Source organism: Arthrobacter sp. MW3 TE3886 (assembly GCF_041262145.1).
Classification (GTDB): domain Bacteria; phylum Actinomycetota; class Actinomycetes; order Actinomycetales; family Micrococcaceae; genus Arthrobacter.
Window position 1 is genome coordinate 4,455,949 of the sequence record NZ_JBGCAN010000001.1, and the last position, 25,788, is coordinate 4,481,736.

Sequence of the window (25,788 nt, forward strand, 5' to 3'; positions counted from 1 at the left end):
CCCGTGACCGACCAGACGGTCCACACACGCGGACCGACGCGACAACAGGGGCCGCGAAATACCGGCCCTAATCTTGATCTACCCGCCAAAACTGTTACCTCCGTCACATCCTGACGGAACTGTGCGGCCCGCATCGCGGAACCCCCGCCCTTTGCGGCCGCCCGTGACAAGGAAGAAGCCTCATGTCTGAACGCACCACCACGGCCGCTCCGGCCACTGCAGAATCTGACATTGCCCAATCTGGAACCGCCGCCCCCGCCAACGGTGGTTCCGGCGCCGGGAACCGCGAGCCGCACCTCGCCCGGGCCCTCGGCAACCGCCACATCCAGCTGCTCGCCATCGGCGGCGCCATTGGCACCGGCCTGTTCATGGGGTCCGGAAAGACCATCTCGCTCGCCGGCCCGTCCGTCATCTTCGTCTACATGATCATCGGCTTCATGCTGTTCTTCGTGATGCGTGCCATGGGCGAGATCCTGCTCTCAAACCTGAGCTACAAATCCTTCAGCGACTTCGCCGGGGACCTCCTGGGCCCGTGGGCCAGCTTCTTCACCGGCTGGTCCTACTGGTTCTTCTGGGTGGTCACCGGGGTGGCTGACATCGTCGCCATTTCCGGTTACGTTGACAAGCTCGCTCCCGGCACGCCCCTGTGGATTCCGGCGCTGCTCACGCCGGTGGTCCTGATCCTCCTGAACCTGCCCACCGTGAAGGCGTTCGGTGAAGCGGAGTTCTGGTTCGCCATCATCAAGGTAGTGGCCATCGTGGCCCTGATCGTCACCGGCGCGGTCATGATCGCCACCCACTTCACGTCCCCGAACGGCGCTGAAGCCAACCTCGCCAACATGTGGAATGACGGCGGCATGTTCCCGCACGGCATGTTCGGCTTCGTCCTCGGCTTCCAGATCGCCATCTTCGCCTTCGCCGGGATCGAACTGGTAGGCACCGCCGCCGCCGAAACCAAGGACCCGGAGAAGAACCTGCCGCGCGCCATCAACTCCATCCCGGTCCGTGTCCTCCTCTTCTATGTGGGCGCCCTGGTGGTCATCATGGCCGTCAATCCTTGGCGGACCATCGACCCCGCCAGCAGCCCGTTCATCGGCATGTTCACCCTCGCCGGGCTGGGCATCGCCGCTGTGGTCATCAACCTTGTGGTCCTGACGTCCGCCGCCTCCAGCGCCAACTCCGGAATCTACTCAACCTCCCGGATGGTCTACGGCCTCGCCCAGGACGGGAACGCCCCCAAGGCGTTTGGAAAGCTCAGCATCCGCAAAGTACCGCAGAACGCGCTGCTGTTCTCCTGCATCTTCCTGCTGGCCGGCCTGGTCCTGCTCTATTCCGGCGACTCCGTGATCGGCGCGTTCACGGTGGTCACGTCCGTGGCGTCCGTGCTGACCATGTTTGTGTGGTCCATGATCCTGGTCAGCTACATCGTCTTCCGCCGCCGCCGGCCGGCCCTGCACGCGGCCTCGTCCTTCAAGATGCCCGGCTCCGCCTTCATGCCGTACGTGGTGCTCGCGTTCTTCGTGTTCATGCTGGTGGCGCTGGGGCAGGCCGACGACACCCGCCTGGCACTCTTCGTGGCGCCGGTGTGGTTCCTGCTGCTCGGCGCGGCCTGGCACTTCAACCGCAAGTCCCCGCTGCAGCAGGCCCGGATTGTGGAATGGAAGGCCGTCCGCTCACAGGAGGAAGCCCGCGCCGCCGTCTGATCCGTAAATTGTGATGCACAGGAGCCCCGGCCGGATCATCCCGCCGGGGCTCCTGTGCTCTGCCGTCAGGTGCTCTGCCGTCAGGTGCTCTGCCGTTACGCGCGTTTGCTGACGGCGGCCGGGACGACGGCGACGCGCGGCGCGACGGCCACGGCGGCGGTCCCGATCACCGCCGTCAGCGCGAACACTCCCGCAAACGACGCCGACGGCGCCGCCGTCGCAAATGCGGCGAACACGATTCCGGTGCCGGCGAGGGCCAGCGCGCCGCCCAGGGAATCCGAAATGGACATCGCCGAACTGTTGAAGCCCTCGGTGTCCTTGGTGGAGAGTGCCAGGGTCATGACGCTTAGCCGCGGATACATCAGGCCCATGCCGCCCCCGGCGAAGATCCATCCCGCGATCGCGACGGCGGCCGGCCAGGCCAGCACCGTGGTCACGAGGGCCATGAGGACCGCGCCAAGGACCAGGGCCGAGCCGATCCGCACCGCTTTCCGGTGCTCCAGCCGTGTCCCCAGCCGGCCCTGGATGGCCGACGCCGCCGCCCAGGCGATGGCACCGCCGGTGAGCGTGAGGCCCGCAAACGTCGGGGCGAAGGCGTAGCGTTCCACCAGCAGGTACGGCAGGTAGACCTCGGCGCCGAAGAATGCCGCGGACGCGAGCCCGCGGGTGAGGATCACGCTCGGCAGGCCGAGCCGGGCGGTCAGCGTTCCGCGCGGCATGAGGGGACGGACGGCCAGGAGTGCGACGGCGACGGCGGCCGCCGCCAGCACCCCGCCGGCGACCGGTACCGCTGCGGACAGGTTCAGGCCCAGCACGGCGAGCGCCGCCAGCGCCGCCAGCGCCAACTTGGCAAGGCCGCCCGGCGGACGGCCGCCGGACGCCGGCTCCGGGGAATCTCCGGCGCCGCCCGGGCTGCCGTTCAGGCCGCGCAGGGCCGGGGCCGTCAGGAGCAAGGCCGGGACCACGAGTCCGACCACGCCGAGAAAGACCCACTGCCAGCCCGCCAGTTGGGCCACGGCGCCGGCCGCGAACGGCCCCACGAGGGAGGGGATGACCCAGGCCGCGGAGAAGGCGGCGAAGATTTTCGGATGCAGGACCGGCGGATAGACCCGGGCAATGACCACATACAGAGCCACGGTAAGCCCGCCCCCGCCGAGTCCCTGCACCAGCCGGCCGGAGACGAGGACCGGCATGGTTCCGGCAGTACCGGCGATGAGCAGGCCGAGCACGAACATGCCCACCGCGGCCAGGAGCGGCGCCACCGGCCCCTTGCGGTCCGACCAGCTGCCCGCGGCCACCATGCCGATCACCCCGGTGGCGAGCGGCCCGGCGAAGGCCAAGGCGTAGAGTCCCGCACCGTCCAGTTCCCGGCTGACGAGCGGCATGATGGTGGTCACCGCCAGGGACTCGAAGGCCGCCAGGAACACCAGCGCGCAGGCGCCGAGTGTCACCAGCAGGTAGCTGCGGTGGAAGATGCCGGCCGATTCCGGGACGGACTTCGGACGGGATTCCTGAGGAGGAGGCGGGTCGGTCTGTGGCACGTGCCACAGCTTACAACCGGGCGCGCCGCACCCCGCCTGCCGGCTGGCTTGTCACCTGCCGGCCGGCCGCAGTCAGTCCGCCTCGTCGAACCCCTGGGCAGGAACCACGACGGCGCCACTGGCCCTGGAGTCCGGGTTCAGCAGCCAGCCCACACGCTTGACCGTGCTCAGCATGACGACGCTTTCCACGAGCTCGATCCCGGGCACCTTTTGCTGCAGCGCCACCTCGATGTTCATGACGTCCGCCAGGGACTGCAGCCACATGATGATCACGAAATTCGTAGGCCCCGTGGTGGAGGCGCTGAGCCGGACGTTCCGCATGGTCCTCAGCTCGGCGGCGGCTGCCTCGTGCCGCCCGGCGGGGACGTTGACGAACCATTGGCAGGTCACAGGGAAAGCGGAGAGCTTCTGGGCCACCTCGCACCGGAATGACAGGATGCCGCTGGCGAGCACACGGTTGAGCTGGCGCTGGACGGTGGCAGGGTGCCTGCCCAGGCCGCGGGCAATGTCCGCCGCCGTGGCCCGCCCGTCCCTGGCCAGGAACGGCAGGAGCGCCAGGTGGCTCTCCGGCAACGCCTCACGGGCGGCGGCCTGGGCAACCCCGGTGGCCTCGGGACCGGCCAGCGCCCGCACGGCGGCCTGCTGCGCCCGGCTCAACACGTTCAGCCGCCAGGAGCCGCCGCTCGCGTGCAGCCTGGTGCAGAGGGCGGTCTGATATTTGAGGAGCCCGTCAATCTCCTTCAGCCGCGAGATGACTTTCAGACTGAAATCGTCCAGGGAGGGCGTAATGACGGTCAGCATAAGGTCCCGGTGGCTGGCCGCCTCCTCCACCGTGACGATCTCCGGCATCTCGGCGAGCCTGGCGGTGACTTCCTCGCGCCGGTGCATTTCACAATCCACGGCGACGAACGCCAGGCACATCTGCTGGGGGTCGCCGATCAGGTGCGCGGTGATCCAGGACACCCCAGAGTCCAGCAACCGCTGCCACCGGGCGGCGAGGGTGGTGGCATGCACGCCCAGCACCTGGGCCGCATCCGCCCAGCTCAGGCGCGGGGCAATCTGCAGGACGTTGATCAGGGCAAGATCGTCCTCGCTGAGTTCCACCATTTTTCCCTTCATCCATGCACGAAACCTGCGGCAACAGTCTATTCCTGCATTTTTTCTGGCGTTTGCATGGGTGTGAACCATGTCACTTGAGAATAGACGCAGGACTTCCTCGCCGGACGCGAAGCAAGCCAATTAGCCAAACCAAGCCGCTCGCCAACCAGGCGATTTCGACAAACAAGGAGAACACGTGCCGATCACCGCAGACGCCCGGGAAATGCAGACGGACCTTGCCCGGCTCCGCCATGAACTGCACCGGGAACCCGAGATCGGCCTTGCACTGCCCCGCACCCAGGAGAAGGTGCTCAAGGCCCTGGACGGGCTTCCCTACGAGATCACCCTGGGCCAGGACACGACGTCGGTCACCGCGGTACTGCGGGGCCAGGGGTCCGGGACCGAAGCGGGCTCCCGCCCGGCGGTGCTGCTGCGCGCGGATATGGACGGCCTGCCGGTGCAGGAGAAGACGGGCGTGGACTACACGTCCCGGACCGACGGCGCCATGCACGCCTGCGGGCACGACCTGCACACTGCCATGCTGGCAGGAGCCGCCACGCTCCTGGCCGAACGCCGGCACCAGCTGGCCGGCGACGTCGTCCTGATGTTCCAGCCGGGCGAGGAAGGCTTCGACGGCGCCAGCCACATGATCCGCGAAGGCGTGCTGGACGCCGCCGGCCGGCGTGTGGACGCCGCCTATGGCATGCACGTGTTTTCCGCCCTGGAACCGCACGGCACGTTCTGCACCAAGCCCGGCGTCATGCTGAGTTCCTCCGACGGCCTGGTGGTCACCGTGCTCGGCGCCGGCGGCCACGGGTCGGCCCCGCATTCCGCCAAGGACCCCGTGACGGCGGCCGCCGAGATGGTCACCGCCCTCCAGGTCATGATCACCCGCCAGTTCAACATGTTCGACCCCGTAGTCCTCTCCGTGGGAGTCCTCCAGGCCGGCACCAAGCGCAACATCATTCCGGAAACCGCACGGATCGAGGCCACCATCAGGACCTTCTCCGAGGAAGCCCGGCAGAAAATGATGGACGCCGTGCCGCGCCTGCTGAAGGGAATCGCGGCGGCGCACGGCCTCGAGGTCGACGTCGACTACCAGCAGGAGTATCCGCTGACCATCACAGACGAGGACGAGACGCACACCGCGGAGAATGTCATTGCGGGCCTGTTCGGCGACTCCCGGCTCTCCCGCTGGGCCACCCCGCTGAGCGGCTCCGAAGACTTCTCGAGGGTTCTGGCCGAGGTCCCCGGCACGTTCATCGGGCTGAGCGCCGTCCCCCGGGACGCCGACCACGCCACCTCCGCGTTCAACCACTCCCCGTACGCCACGTTCGACGACGGCGTGCTGGCTGACGGCGCCGCACTCTACGCCGAACTCGCCATCTCAAGGCTGGCCGCACTTGCGGCCGCCGACGCTCCCGCCGCGGCCAACACTGTTGCCGCCGCCTCCGCCCTTTCCTAGCCCGCACCCCCGAGGGAGAAGACCATGACTGCAGCCACGATCACGCCGGCGGCAACCCGAACATCCACCCGCAAGACGCTCGTCGGCACCGGCATCGGCAATGCCGTCGAATGGTACGACTGGGCCATCTATGCCACGTTCACGCCGTTCATCGCCAGCCAGCTTTTCAGCAAGTCGGATCCTGCGTCCGCGGTGCTGTCCACACTGGCGATTTTCGCCGTCGGCTTCGTCGCCCGGCCTTTCGGCGGCTTCCTCTTCGGTTGGATCGGTGACCGGATCGGCCGGAAGGCTTCGATGACCCTGGCCGTGGGGCTGGCGTCGGTGGGCAGCCTGATGATCGGCATCGCGCCGACGTTCGCGGCCGTCGGCGTCTGGGCATCGCTCACGCTCCTGGTGGCGCGCCTGATCCAGGGCCTGGCCCACGGCGGCGAGCTGCCGTCGTCGCAGACGTACCTGTCCGAAATGGCGCCGAAGGAACACCGCGGCTTCTGGGCCACCCTGATCTACACTTCCGGCACCGTGGGCATCCTGTTCGGAACCCTGCTCGGCGCCGTGCTGAACATGAGCCTGAGCACCGAAGTCATGAACGCGTGGGGCTGGCGCATCCCGTTCCTGATCGGCGCGGCCATGGGACTCTACGCGCTGATCATGCGGTCCCGGCTGCACGAAACGGACGTCTTCGAGGGCGAAACCTCGGCGGAGAAGCGCGCACCGATCTGGCCGCAGATCGTCCGCCACCGCAAGCAGGCCCTCCAGGTGATCGGCCTGACGGTCGGCCTGACCGTCATCTACTACATCTGGGGTGTCGTCGCTCCCAGCTACGCCACCACCGCCCTGAAGATCGACCGGGGCGAGGCCCTGTGGGCCGGCGTGATCGGCAACATCGTCTTCATCGCGGCGCTGCCCTTCTGGGGCAAGCTGGCGGACCGGATTGGACGCAAAAAAGTGCTGTGGGCCGGTGCGATCGGCGCAGGCATCATGCACTTCCCGATGACCGCCCTGCTCAAGGATTCCGCCTGGCAACTGGCCGTCAGCATGTCCGTCATGCTGATCTTCATCGCCGCCAGCGCGGCGATCGTCCCGGCCGTCTACGCCGAGCTGTTCCCCACCAGCATCCGCACCGTGGGCGTCGGAGTGCCCTACTCGATCTGTGTGGCCGTGTTCGGCGGAACCGCGCCCTATCTGCAGCAGTGGCTCGGCACCACCGTGCAGATGCCGCAGCTGTTCAATGTGTACGCCGTGCTGCTGCTCGCCATCTCCGCGGCCTTCGTATTCACCATCCCGGAAACGAAAGGCAAGGACCTCACCCTCTGATGCGGCCCGGCCCGGTTGAGCTACCAGTTGTGGCTGTCCTGGATGGTTCAGGACAGCCACAACTGGTAGCTCATCGCATTAAAACCTCAGCCGATGAAGCGGTCCCGCCCGGCCCGGTACCCGAACACCGCGGCGAGCAAGCCCACCAGCATGAACAGCACACCCGCCGCGGCAAAGGACCCGGTGGACTGGTGCAGCTGGCCGACCAGGAGCGTGCCGCTGGAGCCAACCCCGTAGCCCACGCCCTGCATCATCCCGGAAAGGTGGGCCGCGGTGTGCCCGTCCCGGGTGCGGACCATGATCAGCGTCAGCGCGGCGGCGGTCAGGCTCCCCTGCCCCAGGCCGAGCAGCCCGGTCCACAGCCAAAGGAATTCCACAGGCCCGAAGATGCTCAGCGCGAAGCCTCCGCCGGTCATGAGCGCCACCGCCGTGTTGAGGGCGCGCTGGTCCCGGAACCGGGTGGCCAGCGCCGGCGCGAAAAGCGAGCCGAGCATCTGCAGCACAATCGAGGCCGAGACGATCAGGCCGGCCGTGCCGCCGTCCACGCCGCGTTCGCGCAGGATCGGTGCCAGCCAGGCGAAGACGCTGAAGGACATCATGGCCTGCAGGACCATGAACCCGGTCACCTGCCAGGCCACGGCGGAACGCCAGACGTTGACGCCGCCGGCCGGCCGCGCCGCCCCGCCGGGACGGGCCCGGAGCGCCGGCGGCAGGAACAGCAGAAGGACGACGCCGGCCGGCAGCGCCCAGAACCAGAGCGCCGCCGTCCACTCCCCGCTCGCGCGGAAGACCGGGAACGTGAAGCCGGCACCGAGCGCGGCCGAGGCGCAGATCGCCGTGGTGTAGAGGCCGCCCATGAGGCCCAGGCGATGTGGGAAGTCACGCTTGACCACGCCCGGCAGCAGCACGTTGCAGAGTGAAATTGCGGCGCCGCACGCGGCGGTTCCGGCGAGCAGAGCCGGAAGGTGGCCGGCCGCCGGCAGCTCCACGGGCCGCAGCAGCAGCCCGGCAGTGAGCACCGCCATGGCACCGAGCAGCACCCGTTCGGCCCCGAACCGGCGTGCCAGCCCAGGAGCCAGCGGGGCGAACAGCCCGAGCAGGGTCACCGGGACGGTGGTGAGCACCATGACCGCCCAGGCCGGCAGCCCGGCGTCGGCGGTCACCTCCGGCAGTACCGCAGCGAAGCTCGAAAAGACTGTGCGCAGGTTCAGCCCGATCAGGACCAGGCAGATCCCCAGATACGCGAGCTGCCGGCGGCCGGCGGCACGCGGCGACCCGGCGGGGCCGTCCCGGAGGACGGCGCCGGCCGAATGGTCCAACTCGTCAGTTTTCCCAGCTGAGGTCACCCGCCCCATTCTTGCAGCCCCGCTTCTTTACCCCTATCCCGTCAACCCCTCCTCCGCGGCCGGCCCGCGGGGAGCCTACGGGATCCCCCGGGCGGCCCGGGCCGGCGAACTCAACTATTCTGGAAGGGATGAGCGAATCCCCAGAATCCCCCGGCACGCCGGCAAACCCGGAGTCCGGCGCCCCGGACGAGACCCAGCTGCCGCGCCCCGTGACCCCCGGCAGCCAAGCCTCGTTCGGCACGTACGGAGGCCGTCCGGTGAGCTTCGTGCGCCGCGGCACACGCCTGCAGGGCCGCCGCCAGGCGGCCTGGGAGGAACACGCGGACCGTTGGGCGGTTGAGGTCCCCCGCCATGTCGCCAACACCTCCGTCCACCCGGACTATGTGTTCGACGCGGAGGCCGAATTCGGCCGCACGGCTCCGCTGGTGGTCGAGATCGGCTCCGGACTGGGCGATGCCGTTTGCCACGCCGCGGAACAGAACCCGGACACGGACTTCCTGGCCGTGGAGGTGTACACCCCCGGCCTGGCCAACACTTTGATCAAAATCAACAGTCGCGGACTGAGCAACGTGCGGGTGGTCGAGGCGAACGCGCCCGAGGTGCTGGCAACCATGCTCCCGGCCGGCTCCGTCACGGAACTCTGGGTGTTCTTCCCGGATCCGTGGCACAAGTCCCGGCACCACAAGCGACGCCTCATTCAACCGGCCTTCGCTGATCTCGCCGCCCGGGCCATCAAACCTGGCGGCACCTTCCGGATCGCTACCGACTGGTCCAACTACGCCGTTCACGTCCGCGAGGTCATGGCGGGCTCGGCAGAGTTCGAGAACCTGCACGAGGGCGAGCGCGCCGGCGCGGACAGCCCCCTGACCCAGGTGTGGGAATCCGGCGTCGAGTCCCGCGTGGGCGGAGCCCCCGTCAAGGAAGGCCGGGCGCCCGTCAGCACCGAGCACACCGGGCCCAACGAGGGCGTCGACGGGACCGGCGGGTGGGCGCCACGGTTTGAGGGCCGCATTCTGACCAGCTTCGAAAACAAGGCGCACGAAGCAGGCCGCCTGATCTTCGACCTCAGCTACCGCCGAATTTAGGCACCCCGGTGCGCGGGCACCTTTTGCTGAGCGGCTTCGCGTGGCACGATTACGGAACGAATCACGCTGGGTAGTACTAAGGAAACGATCATCAAACGAGAACTGAACGAGGCCGCTGACGTCGCCGAGGACGTCACCAATTCGAAGCCACTCGAAATCGCAGCGCGGGCCGGGTTCGCTGTGTCGGGGTTGCTGCACTTCCTCATCGGGCTGGTCGCGATCCGGCTCGCCATGGGCGGCCAGGGCCAGGCCGATGTCAGCGGCGCGGTGGAGGAGCTCGCCGGGCAGCCGGCGGGGCCGTTGCTGCTCTGGACTTCTTTTGCCGCCTGCGTTGCGCTGGCCATCTGGCAGGCGTCCGACGCCATTTTCGATTTCGGGCACTTGCCGACCAAGAAGAAGGTCGGCAAGAAGCTCAAAGCAGCCCTGCAGGCCGTGGTCTACGCCGTGTTCGCCCTGACGCTCGCGTCGGTCGCCACCGGGGCCGGCTCCAACAACCGCGAGTCAACCAGCGATTTCACCGCAAACCTCATGAAGGCACCGGGCGGCGTTGCGCTCCTGGTGGTCATCGGCGTCGCGGTAGCCGTCACGGGAATCGTCTACGCGATCCGCGGCTTCAAGAAGTCCTTCATCAAGTACCTGCGCATGCCGTCAAAGCCGCAGGCCCGCACCGCGGTGACGGTGATCGGAGTCGTGGGCTACGTGGCCAAGGGCTTTGCCCTGCTGCTGGTGGGCCTGCTCATCATCATCGCCACGGTGAAGGCACACCCCGAAGAGTCAACCGGGCTCGACGGCAGCCTGAAGGCCCTGCGGGAGCAGCCGTTCGGCGTGTACTTGCTGGCCGCAGTGGGTGTGGGGCTGATCTGCTACGGCATCTACATGGCGGTGCGGGCCAAGCTCGCGAAGATGTAGGCTCGCGCCGACTTCCGGATCCCGGACCGATTTCCCGGACCGGACGGGCCGCCGTGCAGCCGTGCCGCCAGGGGTGGGCTACCCCTGCGGCACGGCGATGACAGCCACGGTCTGCTGCTGCTCGTCGCGCATCTCGACACTGGCGATCCTGGCCAGCTGCACCGGCGTCGCCCCGGTGATCCGGACCCTGCCGGTGGGCGTGGCCGTCCACGCGCAGGCACGGTCCACGCCGCCGTCGCGGTCCTTTACCCAGAGCGAGAGGGTCCCGGCGACGGGCAGGCTGCGGCCGTCCACCGCCAGTTCGGTGCCCCAGGTTTTCTTGACGAGCCCCACCGTGACCTCCAGCCCGCTGCTGGCCGCAACGGAATAGCTCGCGTCCGGCTTGGCGGGCTGATTCAGCAGCGGACCGGCCATGATCCCCAGCCCCAGGCAGGCGGCGGCCGCCGCGGCCACCGCCGACGTCCACCGGCGCCGCACCTTCCGGCGTCGGGCGGCGAGCTCGTCCAGGAGCCGGCGCGGGACAGGTTCGGGTTCCGGCGGAACCAGCGCGCGTTCCCGGGCGGCCGCAGCCGCGGCGGTGAGGGCGACGGCGTCGGAGACCGGGATCGCGTCCAGCAGCGCGGGGAGGCTGGCAAGGTCGTCCAGCTCCCGGCGGCAGTCCGCGCACCCGGCAAGATGCTGCTCGAAGGCCGCGGCTTCGGCCGGGTCCAGCCCGCCGAGCAGGTACGCGCCGAGGAGGTGATGCAGCTCGGTCCCGTTCACTGCTGCACCCCCATTTCGTCGAGGATTGTCCGTAGGGCCCGCACGGCGTAGAACGCCCGGGACTTCACCGTGCCGCTGGGGATCTTCAATTGGGCGGATGCCTCCTGGACTGTGTAGCGGCGGTAGTGGAGCGCGACGAGGACTTCGCGGTGTTCCGCGCTGAGCCGCAGCAACGCCTCTTCCATCAGCACCTTGTTGAGCAGCTCGTCGATGCGCCCGGCGCCGACGCCGCCTTCCGGGAGGGCTTGGACATCGCGGTCGCCGGCTTCCTGCGGCCGCCGCTGGGCCTTGCGGTAGTTGTCGATCATGATGTTGCGGGCCGTCCGGAACAGGTAGCTGCGCAGGCTGCCGGTGATCTGCGGCGCCTGCTGCCAGACCCGCAGCACCGTCTCCTGGACGACGTCGTCGGCGAGCTGAGGATCCCGGGAGACGCTGAGGACAAAGCGCTTCAGGGCCGTTCCGTGGTCGCGGTAGATCGCAGCCACCACGTCTTCGTCCAGCGGCATTGCCCACCTCCCGGGAACCTTGTTCTGCCCCTGTAAGACGTACGGGCAGGCCCAATAGTTCAGTGTGCCCCAGGACGGCCCGACACGAACATGTCGGTTCCGCCTGAACCATTCCGCGCTCCATGGCGTCGTATCCGGTAGCGCCGGCCTCCGAGTTGGGCTGGCTCGAGTCTAGGAGCAACAAATGAAGAAGCACCTCAGCATTGGCTTGTCCGCGTTCGCTCTGGCCGTGCTGCTGTCCGGCTGCGGCGGCGGAACGACCACGACGCCGACGTCGGCGGCACCGGCCACGTCCGCTCCCGCAGAGACCGCCACCAGCGCGCCGGCCAGTTCCGCTCCGGCGTCCACGTCTGCCGCGGAGCTCTCGGTGGCCGAGTCCAAGGCGGGCCAGATCGTGGTGGGCGCCCAGGGACTGAGCGTCTATTACTTCACCAAGAACACGAAGGATTCCGGGAACAGCGTCTGCACCGGCGCGTGCCTGACGTCGTGGCCCCCTGTCACGTCGACGACAGCCACTCCCACAGTTAATGGCGTCACCGGCAAGGTCGGAACCATCCCAACGGCTGACGGAAAGATGCAGGTGACCATCAACGGGATGCCGATCTACTACTACTCCAAAGACCAGACCGCGGGCGACATCACCGGCCAGGGCGTCGGCGGCGTCTGGTACCTCGTGTCACCCTCCGGGGAAATGATCACCGCACCGCCGGCCGGGTAGGCTCGCCCGCCGCGGATCCGCCCGGTCCGGGTCGCCGGGCCGGAAAACTAAGCGCGGCGGGGCCGGGCCAGGGACACTACCGTCACTAAGCACTGTACGGCCGGCGCCTGCATTTGGGGGGCAGACGCCGGCCGTACCGGAAAAACTGTCGGGAAGGGCCGCCTACGCGCGGGCCTTTTCGAACTCCGCTGACCTTTCGAAGTCCTCGGCCTCCTCGAACTCCACAGCCGCGAGGATTTCCTGGGTCCGCGGATTGAGCATGAAGGCCTCGTCGTCGTCCTCCAGCATGAGGAATTCGCCCTGTTCCGTGGTGAAGTGCCAGGCCAGGGTGGTCTCCCCGTTGTGCGCGTAGTTGGGATCGCCCATGGTGATCCGCTCCAGGCTGTGGCCGGCAATCTCGCACAGCTCCCGGATGATCTGTTCGAACTCCGGCGCGTCCAGGAGCGCTTCCTCGGCGGCTGCCGCCTGGCGCTCGGCGAGGTCGGAATAGCCGGGCCACCCGCCCGGCAATGTGGGCGTCGAGGTCGTCGTCGGAAAGGACCAGCAAGTCCTCCTGGCCGCGCAGCCAGGCGGCGTTCAGTGCCGCGATGTCCTCCGTTGCGAGGATCGACTCGAATTCCCCGTCCAGTTCTTCAATGTGCCGGACGGCGTCGGAGACTCCGTCCCCGGGTTCGCCTTCCTCTGTGCCGGCTCCGGCGGCCCAGCCGCTGCCGCCGTCGAGGTAGGCGTCGACGTCGGTGTCGGTCAGGGCGCCGAAGGCGGCCACCGTGCGGTTGAAGAGGTCCAGGTGCGCGCCGGCGCCCATGGCCGCCAGGCCTTCCCGGACATAGGGGTCGACTTCCTCGCGTTCGGGCGCGGTGAACACGTACTGCGCGAAGCCGCCGGCCAGCGCCTGCGTCAGGTAGAAGTCCACGTAGTAACTGCGCAGCGCGGCCGGGGAGATCTCTTCCGTGTCCAGCAACTCCTCGAACATGGCGTTGACCACGTTGACGTTCGCGTCGACGACGTCGTCGTTTCCGCCTTTGAGGCTTTCCGTGGTCAGTACTGTGGGGTAGCTGTGGGCGGACTGGGCGGTGGGCTCGCCGTTGGTCATGCGGGATCCTTACTGCTGGCTCTGCTGGTTCTCCGGACCCCTCCACGGTAGGTCCGTCTTCACGGCGGGCGGCCGAGCCCCAGTTGAATGTCAGGCGAAGTTTGAGTGGCGGTTTCGCGGGCGGCGGCGAAGTTCCTGGGGCCCGGCAGGCTCGGTAAGATGGATCAGATGACCACCTGCCGAAAGTAGCGCGCACATGCCATCCCATCCGGACGAGAGTGCGGCACTGGCAATACAGACTCCCGCGATCAACGACCGCTCCCTCGCGGCCGGGCTCGCTTACGCCATGGGGAGCCGCGTTTCCGGGATCTCCTTCGACGCGGCCACAGGCCTGCTGCTGGGCAAGGTGCGGGGCGGTTCCGACGTGCCGTATTCCACGACGGCGAAGCTGGTCCGGAAGGCGGGCGGCTGGAGCTGCACGGTGGGCGTCTGCAGCTGCCCGGTCCGCAAGGACTGCAAGCACGTGGCGGCCCTGCTCTTCGCGGCCGAGGACAACCCGGCCACCCGGATGCAGTTGCTGGCCCCCGCCGAGGGCACCCGGCTCTCCCGCCAGAGCGCGCCGCCGGAAATGGCCGACTGGGAGCAGGCCCTCAGCCCCCTGATCGCCCATCCGGGCATCACGCCGTCCGCCAACGGCACCCCGCTGGCGCTCCAGTTCGACGTCGAGGAACCCGCCCCGCACTTTTCCTACACGGGCCGCCGCGATCCGCTCCGCAGCGTCCGCCAGCTCAAGGCACGCCCCGTCATCATGGGGGCCAAGGGCAAGTGGATCCGCGGCGACGTCTCCTGGAGCACGCTGAGCTACCTGAACTACCGGCGCGAATGCAACGAGGCGCACGTCGAGTGGATGCAGGAATTCCTCGCCTCGCACACCGCCGTGGCGAACCGCCAGCACTCCGGCACCGGCCTGTGGCTGGGACTGAACACCTACGCCGGCAAGAACCTGTGGAGCCTGCTGTCCCAGGCCCAGAAAATCGGCGTCGCCCTGGTGCACAGCCGCGGCACGGAGCCGGTGCGGCTGGTCGAGCAGCCTGCCGCCGTCGGGCTGAACCTGGCGCGGTTCGGCACCGGCGGGGACGACGGCGGCCTCGAGCTCGCGCCGACCATCACGGTCGAAGGCGAGGTGGTGGATCCGGCGTCGGTCGGGACCATCGGCCGCCCGGCGCACGGCATCTTCCTGGCTTCCGACGGCGACGCCCTGCCCGGTATCGCCCCCACCGACCCCGTCATCACCCTTGCCCCGCTGGAGAGCGGTCTCAGCGAGGAACTGCTGACCTTCGTCACGGGCGGGACCACCCTGCACATCCCCGCCCGGGACGAAAGCCGCTTCCTGACCGGCTTTTACCCCAAGCTCAAGCAAACCGCCCGGGTTACCGCCTCCGACGAGTCGGTGGAACTGCCCACGCTGGCCGTCCCCACCCTGTCCCTGCTGGCCAACTACGGGGCGGACCACCGGGTCCGGCTGCACTGGGAATGGCACTACACCTCCGGGAACCTCGTCACGGCGCAGCCGCTGTGGCGGCACCCGGGCGATCACGGCTACCGGGACGACCCGGCCGAGGCCCGCATCCTTGAGGCGGTCGGGCAGCCCTGGGACGTCGTGCCGGCCCTGGGCGAGTCTGCGACCGGCGGCTGGGGAACGCCGCGCCTGGCAGCCACGGCAGAACTGTCCGGGCTGGACACCCTCGCCTTCACCGAGGACGTGCTCCCCCGGCTCCGCGACCTCCCCGACGTCTCCGTGGATACCTCCGGCGAGATCGCGGACTACCGCGAAGCCGAAGAAGCCCCGGTGGTGGCGATCTCCACCAAGGCGACGGACAGCCGCGACTGGTTCGATCTGGGCATCGTCATCACCCTGGAGGGCCAGCCGGTTTCCTTCGCGGCACTGTTTTCGGCACTCGCCGCCGGCCAGACCCGCATGCTGCTGCCCAGCGGTGCGTACTTCGCGCTGGACCTGCCGGAGCTGCACCAGCTGCGGGCGCTGATCGACGAGGCCCGCTCCCTGCAGGACAACCCCGGCGACAAAGATGCCCCGCTGCAGATCAGCCGCTTCCAGGCCGGGCTGTGGGACGAGCTCGCGCACCTGGGCATCGTGGATGAACAGGCCGCCGCGTGGCGCGAGTCTGTTGGCGGCCTGCTCGAAGGCGGCATCAAGGGCCTGCCCCTGCCCGGGTCGCTGAACGCCGAGCTGCGCCCGTACCAGCTGGAGGGCTTCAACTGGCTGAGCTTCCTGTACCGCCACGGCCTCGGCGGGGTGCTGGCCGACGACATGGGCCTGGGCAAGACCGTGCAGGCCCTCGCACTGATCTGCGCCGCGAAGGACGCCGCCGCAGGCGATGAAGCCGGGACCGCCCCGTTCCTCGTCGTCGCTCCCACTTCAGTGGTGGGCAACTGGGAGAGGCGGAGACGGCACGGTTCGCGCCCGGGCTCAGCGTTCGCGCCATCGGCGAAACCTTCGCCAAGAACGGCTCGCACCCGGCCGAGGCGATGGCCGGTGCGGACATCATCATCACCTCCTACGCCCTGTTCCGGATCGACTACGAGGCCTACGCCTCCCAGGCCTGGGCCGGGCTGGTCCTGGACGAGGCGCAGTTCGTCAAGAACCACCAGTCCAAGGCCTACCAGTGCGCCCGCAAACTGCCCGCCACCTTCAAACTCGCCATCACCGGCACGCCGCTGGAGAACAACCTGATGGAATTCTGGGCACTGACCTCGATCGTGGCTCCCGGGCTCTTTTCCAGCCCCAAACGGTTCGCCGAGTATTACCAGAAGCCGGTGGAGAAGAACGGCGACAAGGGGCAGCTGGACAAGCTCCGGCGGCGCGTCCGGCCGCTCATGATGCGGCGCACCAAGGAACAGGTCATCAGTGACCTGCCGCCCAAGCAGGAGCAGATCCTGGAAGTCGTGCTGAACCCGCGGCACCAGAAGGTCTACCAGACCCACCTGCAGCGGGAGCGCCAAAAGATCCTTGGCCTGATCGAGGACGTCAACAAGAACCGGTTCACCATCTTCCAGTCGCTGACCCTGCTCCGGCAGCTGAGCCTGGATCCCTCGCTGATCGATCCCTCCCTGTCCGGGGTGCGTTCCAGCAAGCTCGATGTCCTGTTCGAGCAGCTCGCGGACCTGGTGGCCGAAGGGCACCGGGCCCTGATCTTCAGCCAGTTCACCGGCTTCCTGGGCAAGGTCCGGGAGCGGCTGGTCGAGGAGAACATCGAGTTCTGCTACCTCGACGGCGGCACACGCAACCGCACCGACGTCGTGAATGAGTTCAAAAACGGCGCCGCGCCGGTGTTCCTCATCAGCCTCAAGGCCGGCGGCTTCGGCCTGAACCTGACCGAGGCCGACTACGTGTTCCTGCTGGACCCGTGGTGGAACCCGGCCTCTGAGGCCCAGGCCGTGGACCGGACCCACCGGATCGGCCAGGCCCGGAACGTCATGGTCTACCGGCTGGTCGCCAAGGACACGATCGAGGAGAAGGTCATGGCGCTCAAGGCGAAGAAGTCCCAGCTTTTCGCCGACGTCATGGAAGGCGACGCGCTCACCGGCGGCGCCCTGACGGCGGAGGACCTGGCGGGGCTGTTCAACGACTGACACTGTCCCGGCCGGACTGATGCGTCAGCCGCGGGGCTGCGCGCGGAGCCGGGCCAGGAGCGTCGCGGCGAGCAGCGCCGTCGTCATTTCCAGCGCCATGACCGCCAGCAGCGCCAAGGAGCCCGACGGCGACGCGCCGGCCGAAGCGGCGGCAGCGGTTCCATGGTGGCTGTGGCCCGCGCCGCCGGCCCCGGCACCGAGAAGCAGGACCGCGTGCACGCCGGTCATCGCCAGTGCCGCGGCCATCACCTGGCGAATGGCGCTGATGCGGCCGTGGCGCAGGATGTGCACGGCGCACGGCAGGCATACCGCCACCATGGCGAGCATGAGCAGGTTCAGCCACGTCCCGTGCTGGTTCCCGGCGACCAGCCACAGATGCGCGAGGCACGACGCCGCCGTCACGGCGGCACAGGTCCGGGAATGGAAGACGATGCCGGTGATGCCGGCCCGGCGGCCCAAGCTGGCGGCGGCACTCACGGCGTCGGCCTAGCTGTGGCAGTGTGCGCCGGGGTCGCCATCGCCATGGCAACCAGAGGACTGTTGAGCGTTGGCCGGCACATCCAGCACGGGGCTGCGGTCGAAGAAGCCCTCGGGACGGAGCTTGAAGCCGACCGTGTCCACCGGCATGATGGGCCAGTCCTCTATCCGGGGGAAGTGCGTCAGCCCGAAGGTGTGCCACACCACGATGTCCTGGCCGTCGATGTCGCGGTCCTGGGCAATGTAGGCCAGCAGGCCTGCTCCCCCGGCGTGCTGGTTGACGAAGTCCCCGGTGGGGTACCGCTCCTCCTCCGCGAACCGGGTGACCCACAGGTCCTTCGTGGCAAAGGCCGCGCGCCGGGCGATGGAGGACTCCGGGTCTGCCAACAGGGTGGGCTGGCCCTGGGCATGCAGCTTGTAGCCCACGGGTTCGCCCAGGCGGTTGCGTGATTCCGGATTGGAAATGATCCAGGTCCGGCCGCTGCGCGCGTCGGCTTCCCGGACGGCTTCCGACTCGCGCGCCAGGACAGTCCGCTTCCGGGAGAAGGCGTTGCCGCGTTCGTTGCCCTCGCCCATTCCCTGGCGGACCACGTCCTCCTCCTCCACCCGGTTGGTGAGGCCGTCGATCGCCATGTCCAGGCGGGCGCTGAACAGGTGCTGATGGAACGGAGCGCCCAGGCCCGGGGCGAGCTGGGAAATGTTGGCCGAGCCGCCCTCCGGGTATGCGGAGGTGAAGACGACGCCGGTGGCCTTGGCCTCGAACTCGATGGTGCCGTCGAGGTAGAGGTACCAGTAGAAGCCGTAGTCGTAGTTGCCGATCGTGGTGAAGAAGGAAATCACCAGGCGGCGGTTGCGGCGGGTGTAGTTGATGCCCGTCCAGAGGTCGCTGTGCTTGGCCAGGATGCCCCAGTCTTCCTCGTGCATGCAGATGCCGTTGCGGATCTCCCGGGGGTTGCCGAAGGCATCGCTGATGACGGGGCTGAGGTAGGTGATCTCGCCGAGGCAGTCGCAGCCCAGTTCCAGGGAGTTGGCGTACTGGCCCACGAGGTATTCGCCGGTGTCGAAGTAGTTCTGCCACGACCGGATCGGCGACGGGTCCCCGTACGGGACCACCATTTCGGCGATGGATGCCCGGTTGATGATGGGACGCAAGCGGTCGCCGTCCTGGAAGGCAAGGTTGTGCAGCACCACTCCCTCGCGGACGTCGAAGCCGACGTCGACGCTCCACTTTTCCCATTCGACGTGGTTGCCGCCGGTGACCGTGAAGCTGGGTCCCTCGGGCTGGGTGATGGTGATGGGCTTCTGCGTGGTCCGCAGCGGGCCGGTGAGCTCCGGGTCGGTGTAGTTGCCGTGCTCCGCGGGAATCGGGACGACGCCGGTGTCCAGCACCTGCGTGACTTCCTTGCTGACGACGTCGACGTACGCCACAAGGCCGTCCACGGGGTGCGCCCAGGCGCTGTCCTCGGGGAAATTCTGCACGAAGGCCAGGCCGCGGAGGATCCGGCGGCCCTTTTCCTCCGGGTACTCGAACACCCCGGCAGACAGCGGGGCAACGCGGACCTTGCTCACGTCCAGGTCACGGTTGGCCAGCGCCTTAAGCCACCGCTCGTCCGTGGCCAGGAGCTCCTCGACGACCTCGAACTCTTCTTCCAGGACAGGAAGCTCGCCGGTCACCGCCGTGTCCAGTTCGACGACGGAAATCACCGTGCCGCTGGACACGGAGACGGTCACGTCGGCCGGTTTCCCCCCGGAGACGTCGTGCACGAAGACCCGGAACCGGCGCTCCTCGATTCCCGCCGGCGCGTTCCTGGCAGGGTCCACCAGGCCCAGGTACGCGATGCGCCTGGTCTCGCCCAGCAGGCCGGCCGCGCGCAGGATGCCCTGGACGGCGGTGATTTCGGCGTCCGCGGCCAGACTGTACGGGCTGTACGGACTCAACGAGGTGCGGGTCTCAGTGTGTGCGGTCATCATGACGGCCTTCGTTCGGGGACCCTGGCGGGTCAGAACTTTATTTTCTATAGTTGTAGAGAATACGGAAATGTAAGCTGTGCCACAAGAGTCCGACGCAAAATATTTGGGGAGCTGCCCGGTGCCAAAGATTGTCGACCACGACCAGCGGCGGCTTGAACTCGTCGACGCCACGTGGCGGATCATCGCCCGGCTCGGGATTGAAAGTGCCACCATGCGGGAAATCGCCCTCGAGGCAGGCTTTGCGAACGGCGCCCTCAAGCCCTACTTCCCCACCAAGGATGACCTGCTGACGTTCGCGTTCGGGCACGTCTTCAACCGCACCAACGAGCGCATCGCGGAAGTCACCGCCGGGCAGTCCGGCCTCGCGGCCCTGCGGTCATTTTGCGTCGAGGTGCTGCCGCTGGATGAGGAGCGGATCAACGAGGCCCGGATTGTCATCCCGTTCTGGCAGAAAGCCATCAACGACCCCGGCAAGGCCCGGATCCACCGGGATTCGATGGAGCAGTGGCTCGCGGCGATGCGGCAGTACCTTGCCGAGGCGCGGCGGGCCGGCGCCGTCACCACCGCCGTCGACGACGCCGCCCTGGCCGGGCAACTGCTCAATCTTCTCCTTGGCGCGCAGATCGCGGCGGCACTCGCCCCGGAGGGCCAGGTGGAACTCGGGCTGAACGAGCAACTGGAGGGGTTCCTGACCCTGCTGGCCTGCTAGGCCCGCTGGGCCTCAGGCAATCTTTATTCGCCGAGCGTCGAAAAAAGATGACATCGGCGGGCTGCGGCGCTACCCTGAGAGGACTGTGTCCCATGACACATTCCCAGAATTACGACGGCGTCAGGATCTTCTATGACCGCAGTTGCAGCCCGCCCATCGCCCAGTCCCGCCGGACAGGATGTCCTCACCAGCACGGCAGAATCCTTCGACCACTGGCGGCACCTCGTCGCGGAGTCCTTCGTTCCCCTGGCCGCCTCGAGCGCCGATGCGGACAACTTCCGCGGCCGCATGCGGGCCCGCAGGCTGGACCGTGTGGCACTCGTCGAGGTTTCCTCAACGAGCCATGAAGTCCACCGCACGCCGGCGCTGATTGCACAGTCCAACCAGCGTTATTTCAAGCTCAATCTCCAGCTCCAGGGCACCGGGCTCCTCATCCAGGACAACCGCGAGGCAGTCCTGCATCCGGGTGATCTCTCCATCTATGACACCAGCCGCCCTTACACGCTTGCCTTCGAGGGCGACGCCCGGCTCATGGTGATGATGTTTCCATGGGACGCGCTGTCCCTCCCGCCGGACTGCATCGCGCAGCTTTCGGCCGTGCGGATGGCCTCCGACGGCGGCCTCGCCGCGATTGTCGGGCCGTTCATCGCCCACCTCGCGGAGAACCTGGATGCGCTGAGCGGCCCCAGCGGGTCCCGCCTCGCCACCAATGCCCTCGATCTCGTCTCCACGATGCTGCATTCGGAACTGGACATGTCCCCCGACCGCATGAGGCCGCAGGCCCTGCTGGCGGCCTCCGTCCGCGAGTATATCGACGCCCATCTGGCCGATCCGCTGCTCTCACCGGCGTCCATCGCGGCGGCCCATTTCATTTCCACACGGCACCTGCACAACGTCTTCCATGAATCCGGAACCACCGTGGCGAGCTGGATCCGGACCCAGCGGCTGGAGGGGGCGCGCCGCGAACTGCGGGATCCGCTCCTGGGCGGCATGCCGGTGGGAACCGTTGCCGCGCGCTGGGGCTTCCTGGATGCGGCCCATTTCAGCCGCACCTTCCGTGATGCCTTCGGCGAATCCCCCAGCGACTGGCGGCGCGGCGCCTGAGCGTGGCCGACGTCAGTTCGTGATGAGATCCGCGTGGTGGGCTGCGGCGACGTTCGGGTGGGCCCGGAGCCGGTAGCGAAGGGCGTTGTCCCCGTAGGTCTCCAGGATCGGGCTGTTGGTCGGGTCAACCGACAGACCGCGGGCCTTCGACTGAAACTCCTGGCTCACCGCGAGCTGGGGCATCGTCGCGTCCAGCGCCGGGTTGTAGAAGAAGGGAAGCGAGATCCTGTCAGTGCCGCGAAGGGGCGAGATCACGCGGTGCAGAGTCGCCTTGAGGTAGCCGTTCGTGGCCAGCTCGAGCATCTCGCCGATGTTGACCACGAATGTTCCGGGCACCTGGGGTGCGTCGATCCACCTTCCCTGGTACTCGACCTGGAGTCCGCCCTTTCCGGGTTCGACCAGGAGGAGCGTCAGGACGCCGCCGTCGCGGTGGGACCCGACACCCTGCTTCGGCTCCGGATTGGACTCCCCTGGATAACGCACAATCTTGAGCAGTGGGAAAGCCCGTGCGGCAAACGCCGCGTCGAAGGTGTCCTCTGGCGCCCCGAGGGACACGGCAAGCGCCCGCAGGAGAGCGAGGGAAATGGCGCTCAGCCGCTCGGTCCACTCAGAGACAATCGCCCGCATTTCGGGCAGTGCATCCGGCCACAGATTGGCCCCCTCCAGGCGCCAGTAGTCAGCGACGCCGGCACCCGGCTCCACAGCGTCACGCTCGACGCCAATGTCGATCTGCTCGCGCCAGTCGACCGCGCCGTCCGTGAGTTCGCCGCCGACGCGGGTGTAGCCGCGGAACTGCGGGCTGTGAACGTTCTCGACGGCGAGTTTCTGCTCGTCGGGCAATTCGAAGAAGCGGCGTGAGACATCGAGCATGGCGTCAATGAGCTCCTGCGGGATGCCATGGCCCGCCAGATAAAGGAACCCGACTTCATGCATGGCGTTACGCAGTTCGTCCCGAAACCGGGAGGCCTCCTCCGGCCCTGCAGTCAATCGAGAGAAGTCCAGGACGGGCAATGATTCGAGTGACAATGCACTTAGTCCTTTACAGCGAATTTGGCAAGCCGAAGCCTCTATTGGCTCCAATGTTACGGACCGAACTGCCCCGATGAAGATAAACGTGTCGAAATAAGACATCCGGAGCAGGGCAGCACCCTCAGGCAGGCGCCCGTCGCCCGACCGTCAGGAGGTGGCCCCTGCGCGCGCGGCCCTGCGTTCCACGGCAATTTCCACCAGCACACCGGCGGCAAACACAATGGGTACGGTCAGCAGCAGGCCCACGGCCGTTTCGGCACTGCCGCCTATCAGTGCGGTGAAGTTGCTGATGACGAGTGACAGGACCCAGCCGAGCAGCAGGGTGGCGAGCACCGGTGCCACCGCGGTCTGCCAGAGCTGGCCGGGCACCTTTTCCCGCCGGAAGTACGCGACGACGGCCAGCGAGCAGAGCATGTAGAGCACCAGGAGCGCCGCCACGGCCAGCCCGCTGAACCAGGAAAAGAGGGTCAGGACAGGATCCAGGGACAGCACCGCGAACGGCGCCACGAGCAGGAAGGCGACCACGGTCTGGATTCGCGCGGCGACGGCGGGCGCCTTGTGCCGGTTGGTCCGGGCCACTATGCGGGGCATCGACCCGCGCAGGGCCAGCGAATGGAGGTAGCGGTTGATGCCGTTGTGGAAGGCGATGATGCCGGCCAGCAGGGAGGTCACGAGCAGCATGCCGGTGACTGTTCCGGCCCACGGCCCGAACAGTTCCACCATCGGGGTCAGCACGAAGGAGGTGGAATCGCCCGATTCGAGGGCCGCGCCCGCGGCGTCGATGACGTGCGAGGGTCCGTAGTAGCTGACCAGCATCCAAGATATGAAGGAGAAGAAGACCGCGATGACGCCTACCGAAAGGTACGTGGCCCGGGCGACCGTGCGGTGGGCGTCCTTGGCCTCGGCCGAGTAGATGGCCGTTGATTCGAAGCCAAACATGGAGGCGACGGCGAACATGATGGCAACGCCCGGGGCGCCCGCGCCGATCGCCGCGGGAGAGAAGGACGCCGCCAGGCTGATCCCCTCCGGTCCGCCGCCCCGCAACAGCACGGCGAACCCGAACATGAGCAGGATGGCGACCTCCAGGCCCACGAGCACCGCCAGGACCCGGGCCCCGAGTTCGATGTTGAGGGAGCCCAGCACCTGCACGCCCGCCATGGTGATGACGGCCAGAAGCCACCAGGGGACCACGATCCCGGCGGATCCGAGGAGCCCCGAGAACGCCGCGCCGTACAGCCCATACATCGCGGCCTGGACCGTGCTGTACGCGAGGAGCGCGAGCCACGCCGCTCCGGCGCCGACCCTCCGTCCGAAGGCGGCGGTGACATAGGCGTAAAAGGCGCCGTTGGCCTGGATCTTACGGCTCATCGCGACGAACCCGACGGCAAAGATCACGATCACGATGCCCACCACCAGATACGCGCCGGGCGCACCGGGACCGTTGCCGAGGGCCGCCGCCAGCGGTGATGCCCCGACGATTCCAGTCAACGGCGCCTGGGCTGACAAAACAAAGAAGAGAATGCCCATGACGCCGACGCTGCCGGCACGCAGCGCGGTGGAGTGCTCCGTGCGGGGGCTGGATTCTGCGGTCCGGGAATCGGAATTTGAAATACTCATCGGATCCTTCTTAACGGTCATGAGTCTGGGAAATGGGGGTGCGTTGCACCGTGAAATCCAGCATGGCAGGTGGCGCTCGTCACGCTTTTGTCGATTAGCGACCGGTTGTTGTTCCTGAGCGTAGTCAGCACGTGCGCCGCCTGCATGGCGGGGAGGACGTCCGCCGGTCCGCAGCCTTGGGAATGCTTCCGGCGTACCGTTCGCTCCCGCACAACAGCTCTTCGCGGATAGACAAGCCCCTCGGACCCTCGCCGGAGCACGCTTGAAGCAGCACTCTTAGGCCGCACCGGCCGCGATCTCTGACCTACTCGATGTGGAGTACCCCCATGGAAACCTACGACGCCCTTCTCGCCGCGATCACGCCGGCGTCCGGTGAAACCCGCACGATTTTTGACCCGGCCACCGGCCAGCCGGTGGGCGAAGCACCGGTCCACACGGTCCAGGACCTCGAAGCCGCCATCGCCGCCGCAGCCGCCGCGCAGCCGGCGTGGGCCGCGCTGGGCCACGACGCCCGGTCCGCCGCGCTGCTCAAGGCCGCCGACGCCGTCGAACGCTCCGCCGAGGAACTCGCCCGCCTGCTCTCCCGCGAGCAGGGCAAACCGCTGAACGGCCCGAACGCCCGCTTTGAGGTCGGCGCCTGCGCCGCCTGGCTCCGCGTCGCCGCGGGCACGCCGCTGGACCCCGAAACCGTGGTGGATGACGGCGAAACCCGCGCCGAACTGCACTACCGGCCCATCGGCGTCGTCGGCGCGATCGGCCCCTGGAACTGGCCCATGATGATCACCGTCTGGCAGCTCGCCCCCGCCCTGCGCATGGGCAACGCCGTCGTCATCAAGCCCTCCGAATACACCCCGCTGTCCGTCCTGGCCCTCGTCGAAATCCTCAACCAGGAACTCCCCGAGGGCCTCCTCACGGCGGTCGCCGGCGGCCGCGACGTCGGCGAGGCCCTGGCCGGACACCCCGCGATCGGCAAGATCATGTTCACCGGCTCCACCGCCACCGGCAAGGCCATCATCAGATCCTCCGCCGACACCGTCAAACGCCTCACCCTGGAACTCGGCGGCAACGACGCCGGCATCGTCCTGCCCGACGCCGACCCGAGGGCGATCGCCGAGGGCCTGTTCTGGGGCGCCTTCATCAATACCGGCCAGACGTGCGCGGCACTCAAACGGCTCTACGTCCACGACGCCATCTACGACGCCGTTTGCGAGGAACTCACCAATGTCGCCGCCGCCATGCCCATGGGCAACGGCCTGGACGAGGCCAACGTGCTCGGCCCGCTGCAGAACCGCCAGCAGTTCGACATTGTCGCGGCACTGGTCGACGCCGCCCGCGAATCCGGGGCCAGAATCCTCCTCGGCGGCAACCCGGAGAGCGACCAGCCCGGGAACTTCTACCCCACCACCCTCGTCGCGGACATCGCCAACAGCAACCCCCTCGTCGCCGAGGAGCAGTTCGGCCCCGCCCTGCCGATCATCCGGTACCGCAGCGTGGACGAGGCAGTCGCCATGGCCAACGCCCTCGACGTCGGACTCGGCGCCTCGGTCTGGTCCTCCGACCCCGCCGAAGCCCGCAAGGTGGCGGCCCGGCTCGAGGCCGGCACCGTCTGGATCAACAAGCACGGGGCCGTAGACCCCCGCATCCCGTTCGGCGGCGCGAAGCAGTCCGGCTACGGACTCGAATTCGGCGTCGAAGGCCTCAAGGCCCTCGGCGTCCCGCAGGTCATCAACGGCTGACGCTGATCCCGGCA

The 25,788-nt window shown here is 68.0% G+C and carries 18 protein-coding genes and 2 pseudogenes; 10 read left to right on the forward strand and 10 right to left on the reverse strand.

Annotation, left to right across the window (positions count from 1 at the left end):
- Positions 1–182 precede the first annotated feature (182 nt).
- The gene (locus tag ABH915_RS20375; protein ID WP_370124746.1) at positions 183–1,703 is read left to right on the forward strand and encodes an amino acid permease; all 1,521 of its coding nucleotides are present in this window, start codon (positions 183–185) and stop codon (positions 1,701–1,703) included.
- Between the two features lie 95 nt (positions 1,704–1,798).
- Here ABH915_RS20375 and ABH915_RS20380 read toward each other — a convergent pair whose 3' ends face one another.
- The gene (locus ABH915_RS20380) at positions 1,799–3,244 is read right to left on the reverse strand and encodes an MFS transporter (RefSeq protein ID WP_370124748.1); all 1,446 of its coding nucleotides are present in this window, start codon (positions 3,242–3,244) and stop codon (positions 1,799–1,801) included.
- A 72-nt stretch (positions 3,245–3,316) separates the two neighbouring features.
- A complete protein-coding gene (locus ABH915_RS20385) occupies positions 3,317–4,351 on the reverse strand; it encodes an Lrp/AsnC family transcriptional regulator (RefSeq protein WP_231386305.1) in 1,035 nt (344 codons plus the stop codon).
- Positions 4,352–4,538: 187 nt separating this feature from the next.
- Between ABH915_RS20385 and ABH915_RS20390 the strand changes: the two genes are divergently transcribed.
- Together ABH915_RS20390 and ABH915_RS20395 are read left to right on the forward strand one after the other, a co-directional pair.
- The gene (locus tag ABH915_RS20390) at positions 4,539–5,807 is read left to right on the forward strand and encodes a M20 family metallopeptidase (protein ID WP_370124750.1); all 1,269 of its coding nucleotides are present in this window, start codon (positions 4,539–4,541) and stop codon (positions 5,805–5,807) included.
- 24 nt (positions 5,808–5,831) lie between these two features.
- Positions 5,832–7,121 (forward strand): MFS transporter, encoded by a 1,290-nt coding sequence (locus tag ABH915_RS20395; protein ID WP_370124752.1) that lies wholly within the window; start codon positions 5,832–5,834, stop codon positions 7,119–7,121.
- A gap of 86 nt (positions 7,122–7,207) precedes the next feature.
- Here the strand turns inward: ABH915_RS20395 and ABH915_RS20400 are convergent, their stop codons facing one another.
- Complete coding sequence (locus ABH915_RS20400) at positions 7,208–8,476, reverse strand: MFS transporter (RefSeq protein ID WP_370124754.1); 1,269 nt, start codon at positions 8,474–8,476, stop codon at positions 7,208–7,210.
- A 119-nt stretch (positions 8,477–8,595) separates the two neighbouring features.
- On the opposite strand from ABH915_RS20400, the gene trmB reads away from it, so the two are divergent.
- Positions 8,596–9,552, forward strand: a complete 957-nt coding sequence (trmB, locus tag ABH915_RS20405) for a tRNA (guanosine(46)-N7)-methyltransferase TrmB (protein WP_370124756.1) — start codon at positions 8,596–8,598, stop codon at positions 9,550–9,552.
- Positions 9,553–9,654: 102 nt separating this feature from the next.
- Positions 9,655–10,461: a DUF1206 domain-containing protein gene (locus ABH915_RS20410; protein ID WP_370125052.1), complete on the forward strand. Its 807-nt coding sequence runs from the start codon at positions 9,655–9,657 to the stop codon at positions 10,459–10,461.
- A gap of 78 nt (positions 10,462–10,539) precedes the next feature.
- On the opposite strand, the gene ABH915_RS20415 is transcribed toward ABH915_RS20410, so the two are convergent.
- Together ABH915_RS20415 and ABH915_RS20420 are read right to left on the reverse strand one after the other, a co-directional pair.
- On the reverse strand, positions 10,540–11,223 hold the full coding sequence (locus ABH915_RS20415) for an anti-sigma factor (protein WP_370124758.1): 684 nt from the start codon (positions 11,221–11,223) through the stop codon (positions 10,540–10,542).
- Positions 11,220–11,729 carry a sigma-70 family RNA polymerase sigma factor gene (locus ABH915_RS20420; protein WP_026538160.1) on the reverse strand — a complete coding sequence of 170 codons (510 nt, stop codon included), beginning with the start codon at positions 11,727–11,729 and terminating at the stop codon, positions 11,220–11,222. The genes ABH915_RS20415 and ABH915_RS20420 overlap by 4 nt, the downstream gene beginning before the upstream one ends.
- 184 nt (positions 11,730–11,913) lie before the next feature.
- On the opposite strand from ABH915_RS20420, the gene ABH915_RS20425 reads away from it, so the two are divergent.
- Entirely contained in the window at positions 11,914–12,447 is a 534-nt protein-coding gene (locus ABH915_RS20425) for a hypothetical protein (protein WP_018774101.1), read from the forward strand.
- Between the two features lie 162 nt (positions 12,448–12,609).
- Here the strand turns inward: ABH915_RS20425 and ABH915_RS20430 are convergent.
- A pseudogene (locus ABH915_RS20430) lies at positions 12,610–13,540 on the reverse strand (hypothetical protein).
- A gap of 196 nt (positions 13,541–13,736) precedes the next feature.
- Here ABH915_RS20430 and ABH915_RS20435 point away from each other — a divergent pair.
- Positions 13,737–17,131: pseudogene (locus ABH915_RS20435) on the forward strand (SNF2-related protein).
- Between the two features lie 24 nt (positions 17,132–17,155).
- On the opposite strand, the gene ABH915_RS20440 reads toward ABH915_RS20435, so the two are convergent.
- Positions 17,156–17,608: a hypothetical protein gene (locus tag ABH915_RS20440; RefSeq protein WP_370124760.1), complete on the reverse strand. Its 453-nt coding sequence runs from the start codon at positions 17,606–17,608 to the stop codon at positions 17,156–17,158.
- Positions 17,609–17,617: 9 nt separating this feature from the next.
- Positions 17,618–19,579 (reverse strand): primary-amine oxidase, encoded by a 1,962-nt coding sequence (locus ABH915_RS20445; RefSeq protein WP_370124762.1) that lies wholly within the window; start codon positions 19,577–19,579, stop codon positions 17,618–17,620.
- 118 nt (positions 19,580–19,697) lie between these two features.
- Here ABH915_RS20445 and ABH915_RS20450 point away from each other — a divergent pair, with 118 nt between their 5' ends.
- Together ABH915_RS20450 and ABH915_RS20455 are read left to right on the forward strand one after the other, a co-directional pair.
- Positions 19,698–20,288 (forward strand): TetR/AcrR family transcriptional regulator, encoded by a 591-nt coding sequence (locus tag ABH915_RS20450; RefSeq protein ID WP_370124764.1) that lies wholly within the window; start codon positions 19,698–19,700, stop codon positions 20,286–20,288.
- A gap of 132 nt (positions 20,289–20,420) precedes the next feature.
- Entirely contained in the window at positions 20,421–21,392 is a 972-nt protein-coding gene (locus ABH915_RS20455; RefSeq protein WP_370124766.1) for a helix-turn-helix domain-containing protein, read from the forward strand.
- Positions 21,393–21,404: 12 nt separating this feature from the next.
- Here ABH915_RS20455 and ABH915_RS20460 read toward each other — a convergent pair whose 3' ends face one another.
- The gene (locus tag ABH915_RS20460; protein ID WP_370124768.1) at positions 21,405–22,418 is read right to left on the reverse strand and encodes an isopenicillin N synthase family dioxygenase; all 1,014 of its coding nucleotides are present in this window, start codon (positions 22,416–22,418) and stop codon (positions 21,405–21,407) included.
- A gap of 150 nt (positions 22,419–22,568) precedes the next feature.
- Entirely contained in the window at positions 22,569–24,038 is a 1,470-nt protein-coding gene (locus ABH915_RS20465) for an APC family permease (protein WP_370124770.1), read from the reverse strand.
- Between the two features lie 326 nt (positions 24,039–24,364).
- Between ABH915_RS20465 and ABH915_RS20470 the strand changes: the two genes are divergently transcribed.
- Positions 24,365–25,774: an aldehyde dehydrogenase family protein gene (locus tag ABH915_RS20470; protein WP_370124772.1), complete on the forward strand. Its 1,410-nt coding sequence runs from the start codon at positions 24,365–24,367 to the stop codon at positions 25,772–25,774.
- Positions 25,775–25,788 lie beyond the last annotated feature (14 nt).

Coding starts and splice junctions, on each gene's coding strand:
- ABH915_RS20470 (WP_370124772.1), top strand. CDS start 24,365: ATGGAAACCTACGACGCCCTTCTCGCCGCGATCACGCCGGCGTCCGGT.
- ABH915_RS20455 (WP_370124766.1), top strand. CDS start 20,421: ATGACCGCAGTTGCAGCCCGCCCATCGCCCAGTCCCGCCGGACAGGAT.
- ABH915_RS20375 (WP_370124746.1), top strand. CDS start 183: ATGTCTGAACGCACCACCACGGCCGCTCCGGCCACTGCAGAATCTGAC.
- ABH915_RS20395 (WP_370124752.1), top strand. CDS start 5,832: ATGACTGCAGCCACGATCACGCCGGCGGCAACCCGAACATCCACCCGC.
- ABH915_RS20425 (WP_018774101.1), top strand. CDS start 11,914: ATGAAGAAGCACCTCAGCATTGGCTTGTCCGCGTTCGCTCTGGCCGTG.
- ABH915_RS20420 (WP_026538160.1), bottom strand. CDS start 11,729: ATGCCGCTGGACGAAGACGTGGTGGCTGCGATCTACCGCGACCACGGA.
- trmB (WP_370124756.1), top strand. CDS start 8,596: ATGAGCGAATCCCCAGAATCCCCCGGCACGCCGGCAAACCCGGAGTCC.
- ABH915_RS20400 (WP_370124754.1), bottom strand. CDS start 8,476: ATGGGGCGGGTGACCTCAGCTGGGAAAACTGACGAGTTGGACCATTCG.
- ABH915_RS20385 (WP_231386305.1), bottom strand. CDS start 4,351: ATGGTGGAACTCAGCGAGGACGATCTTGCCCTGATCAACGTCCTGCAG.
- ABH915_RS20445 (WP_370124762.1), bottom strand. CDS start 19,579: ATGATGACCGCACACACTGAGACCCGCACCTCGTTGAGTCCGTACAGC.
- ABH915_RS20465 (WP_370124770.1), bottom strand. CDS start 24,038: ATGAGTATTTCAAATTCCGATTCCCGGACCGCAGAATCCAGCCCCCGC.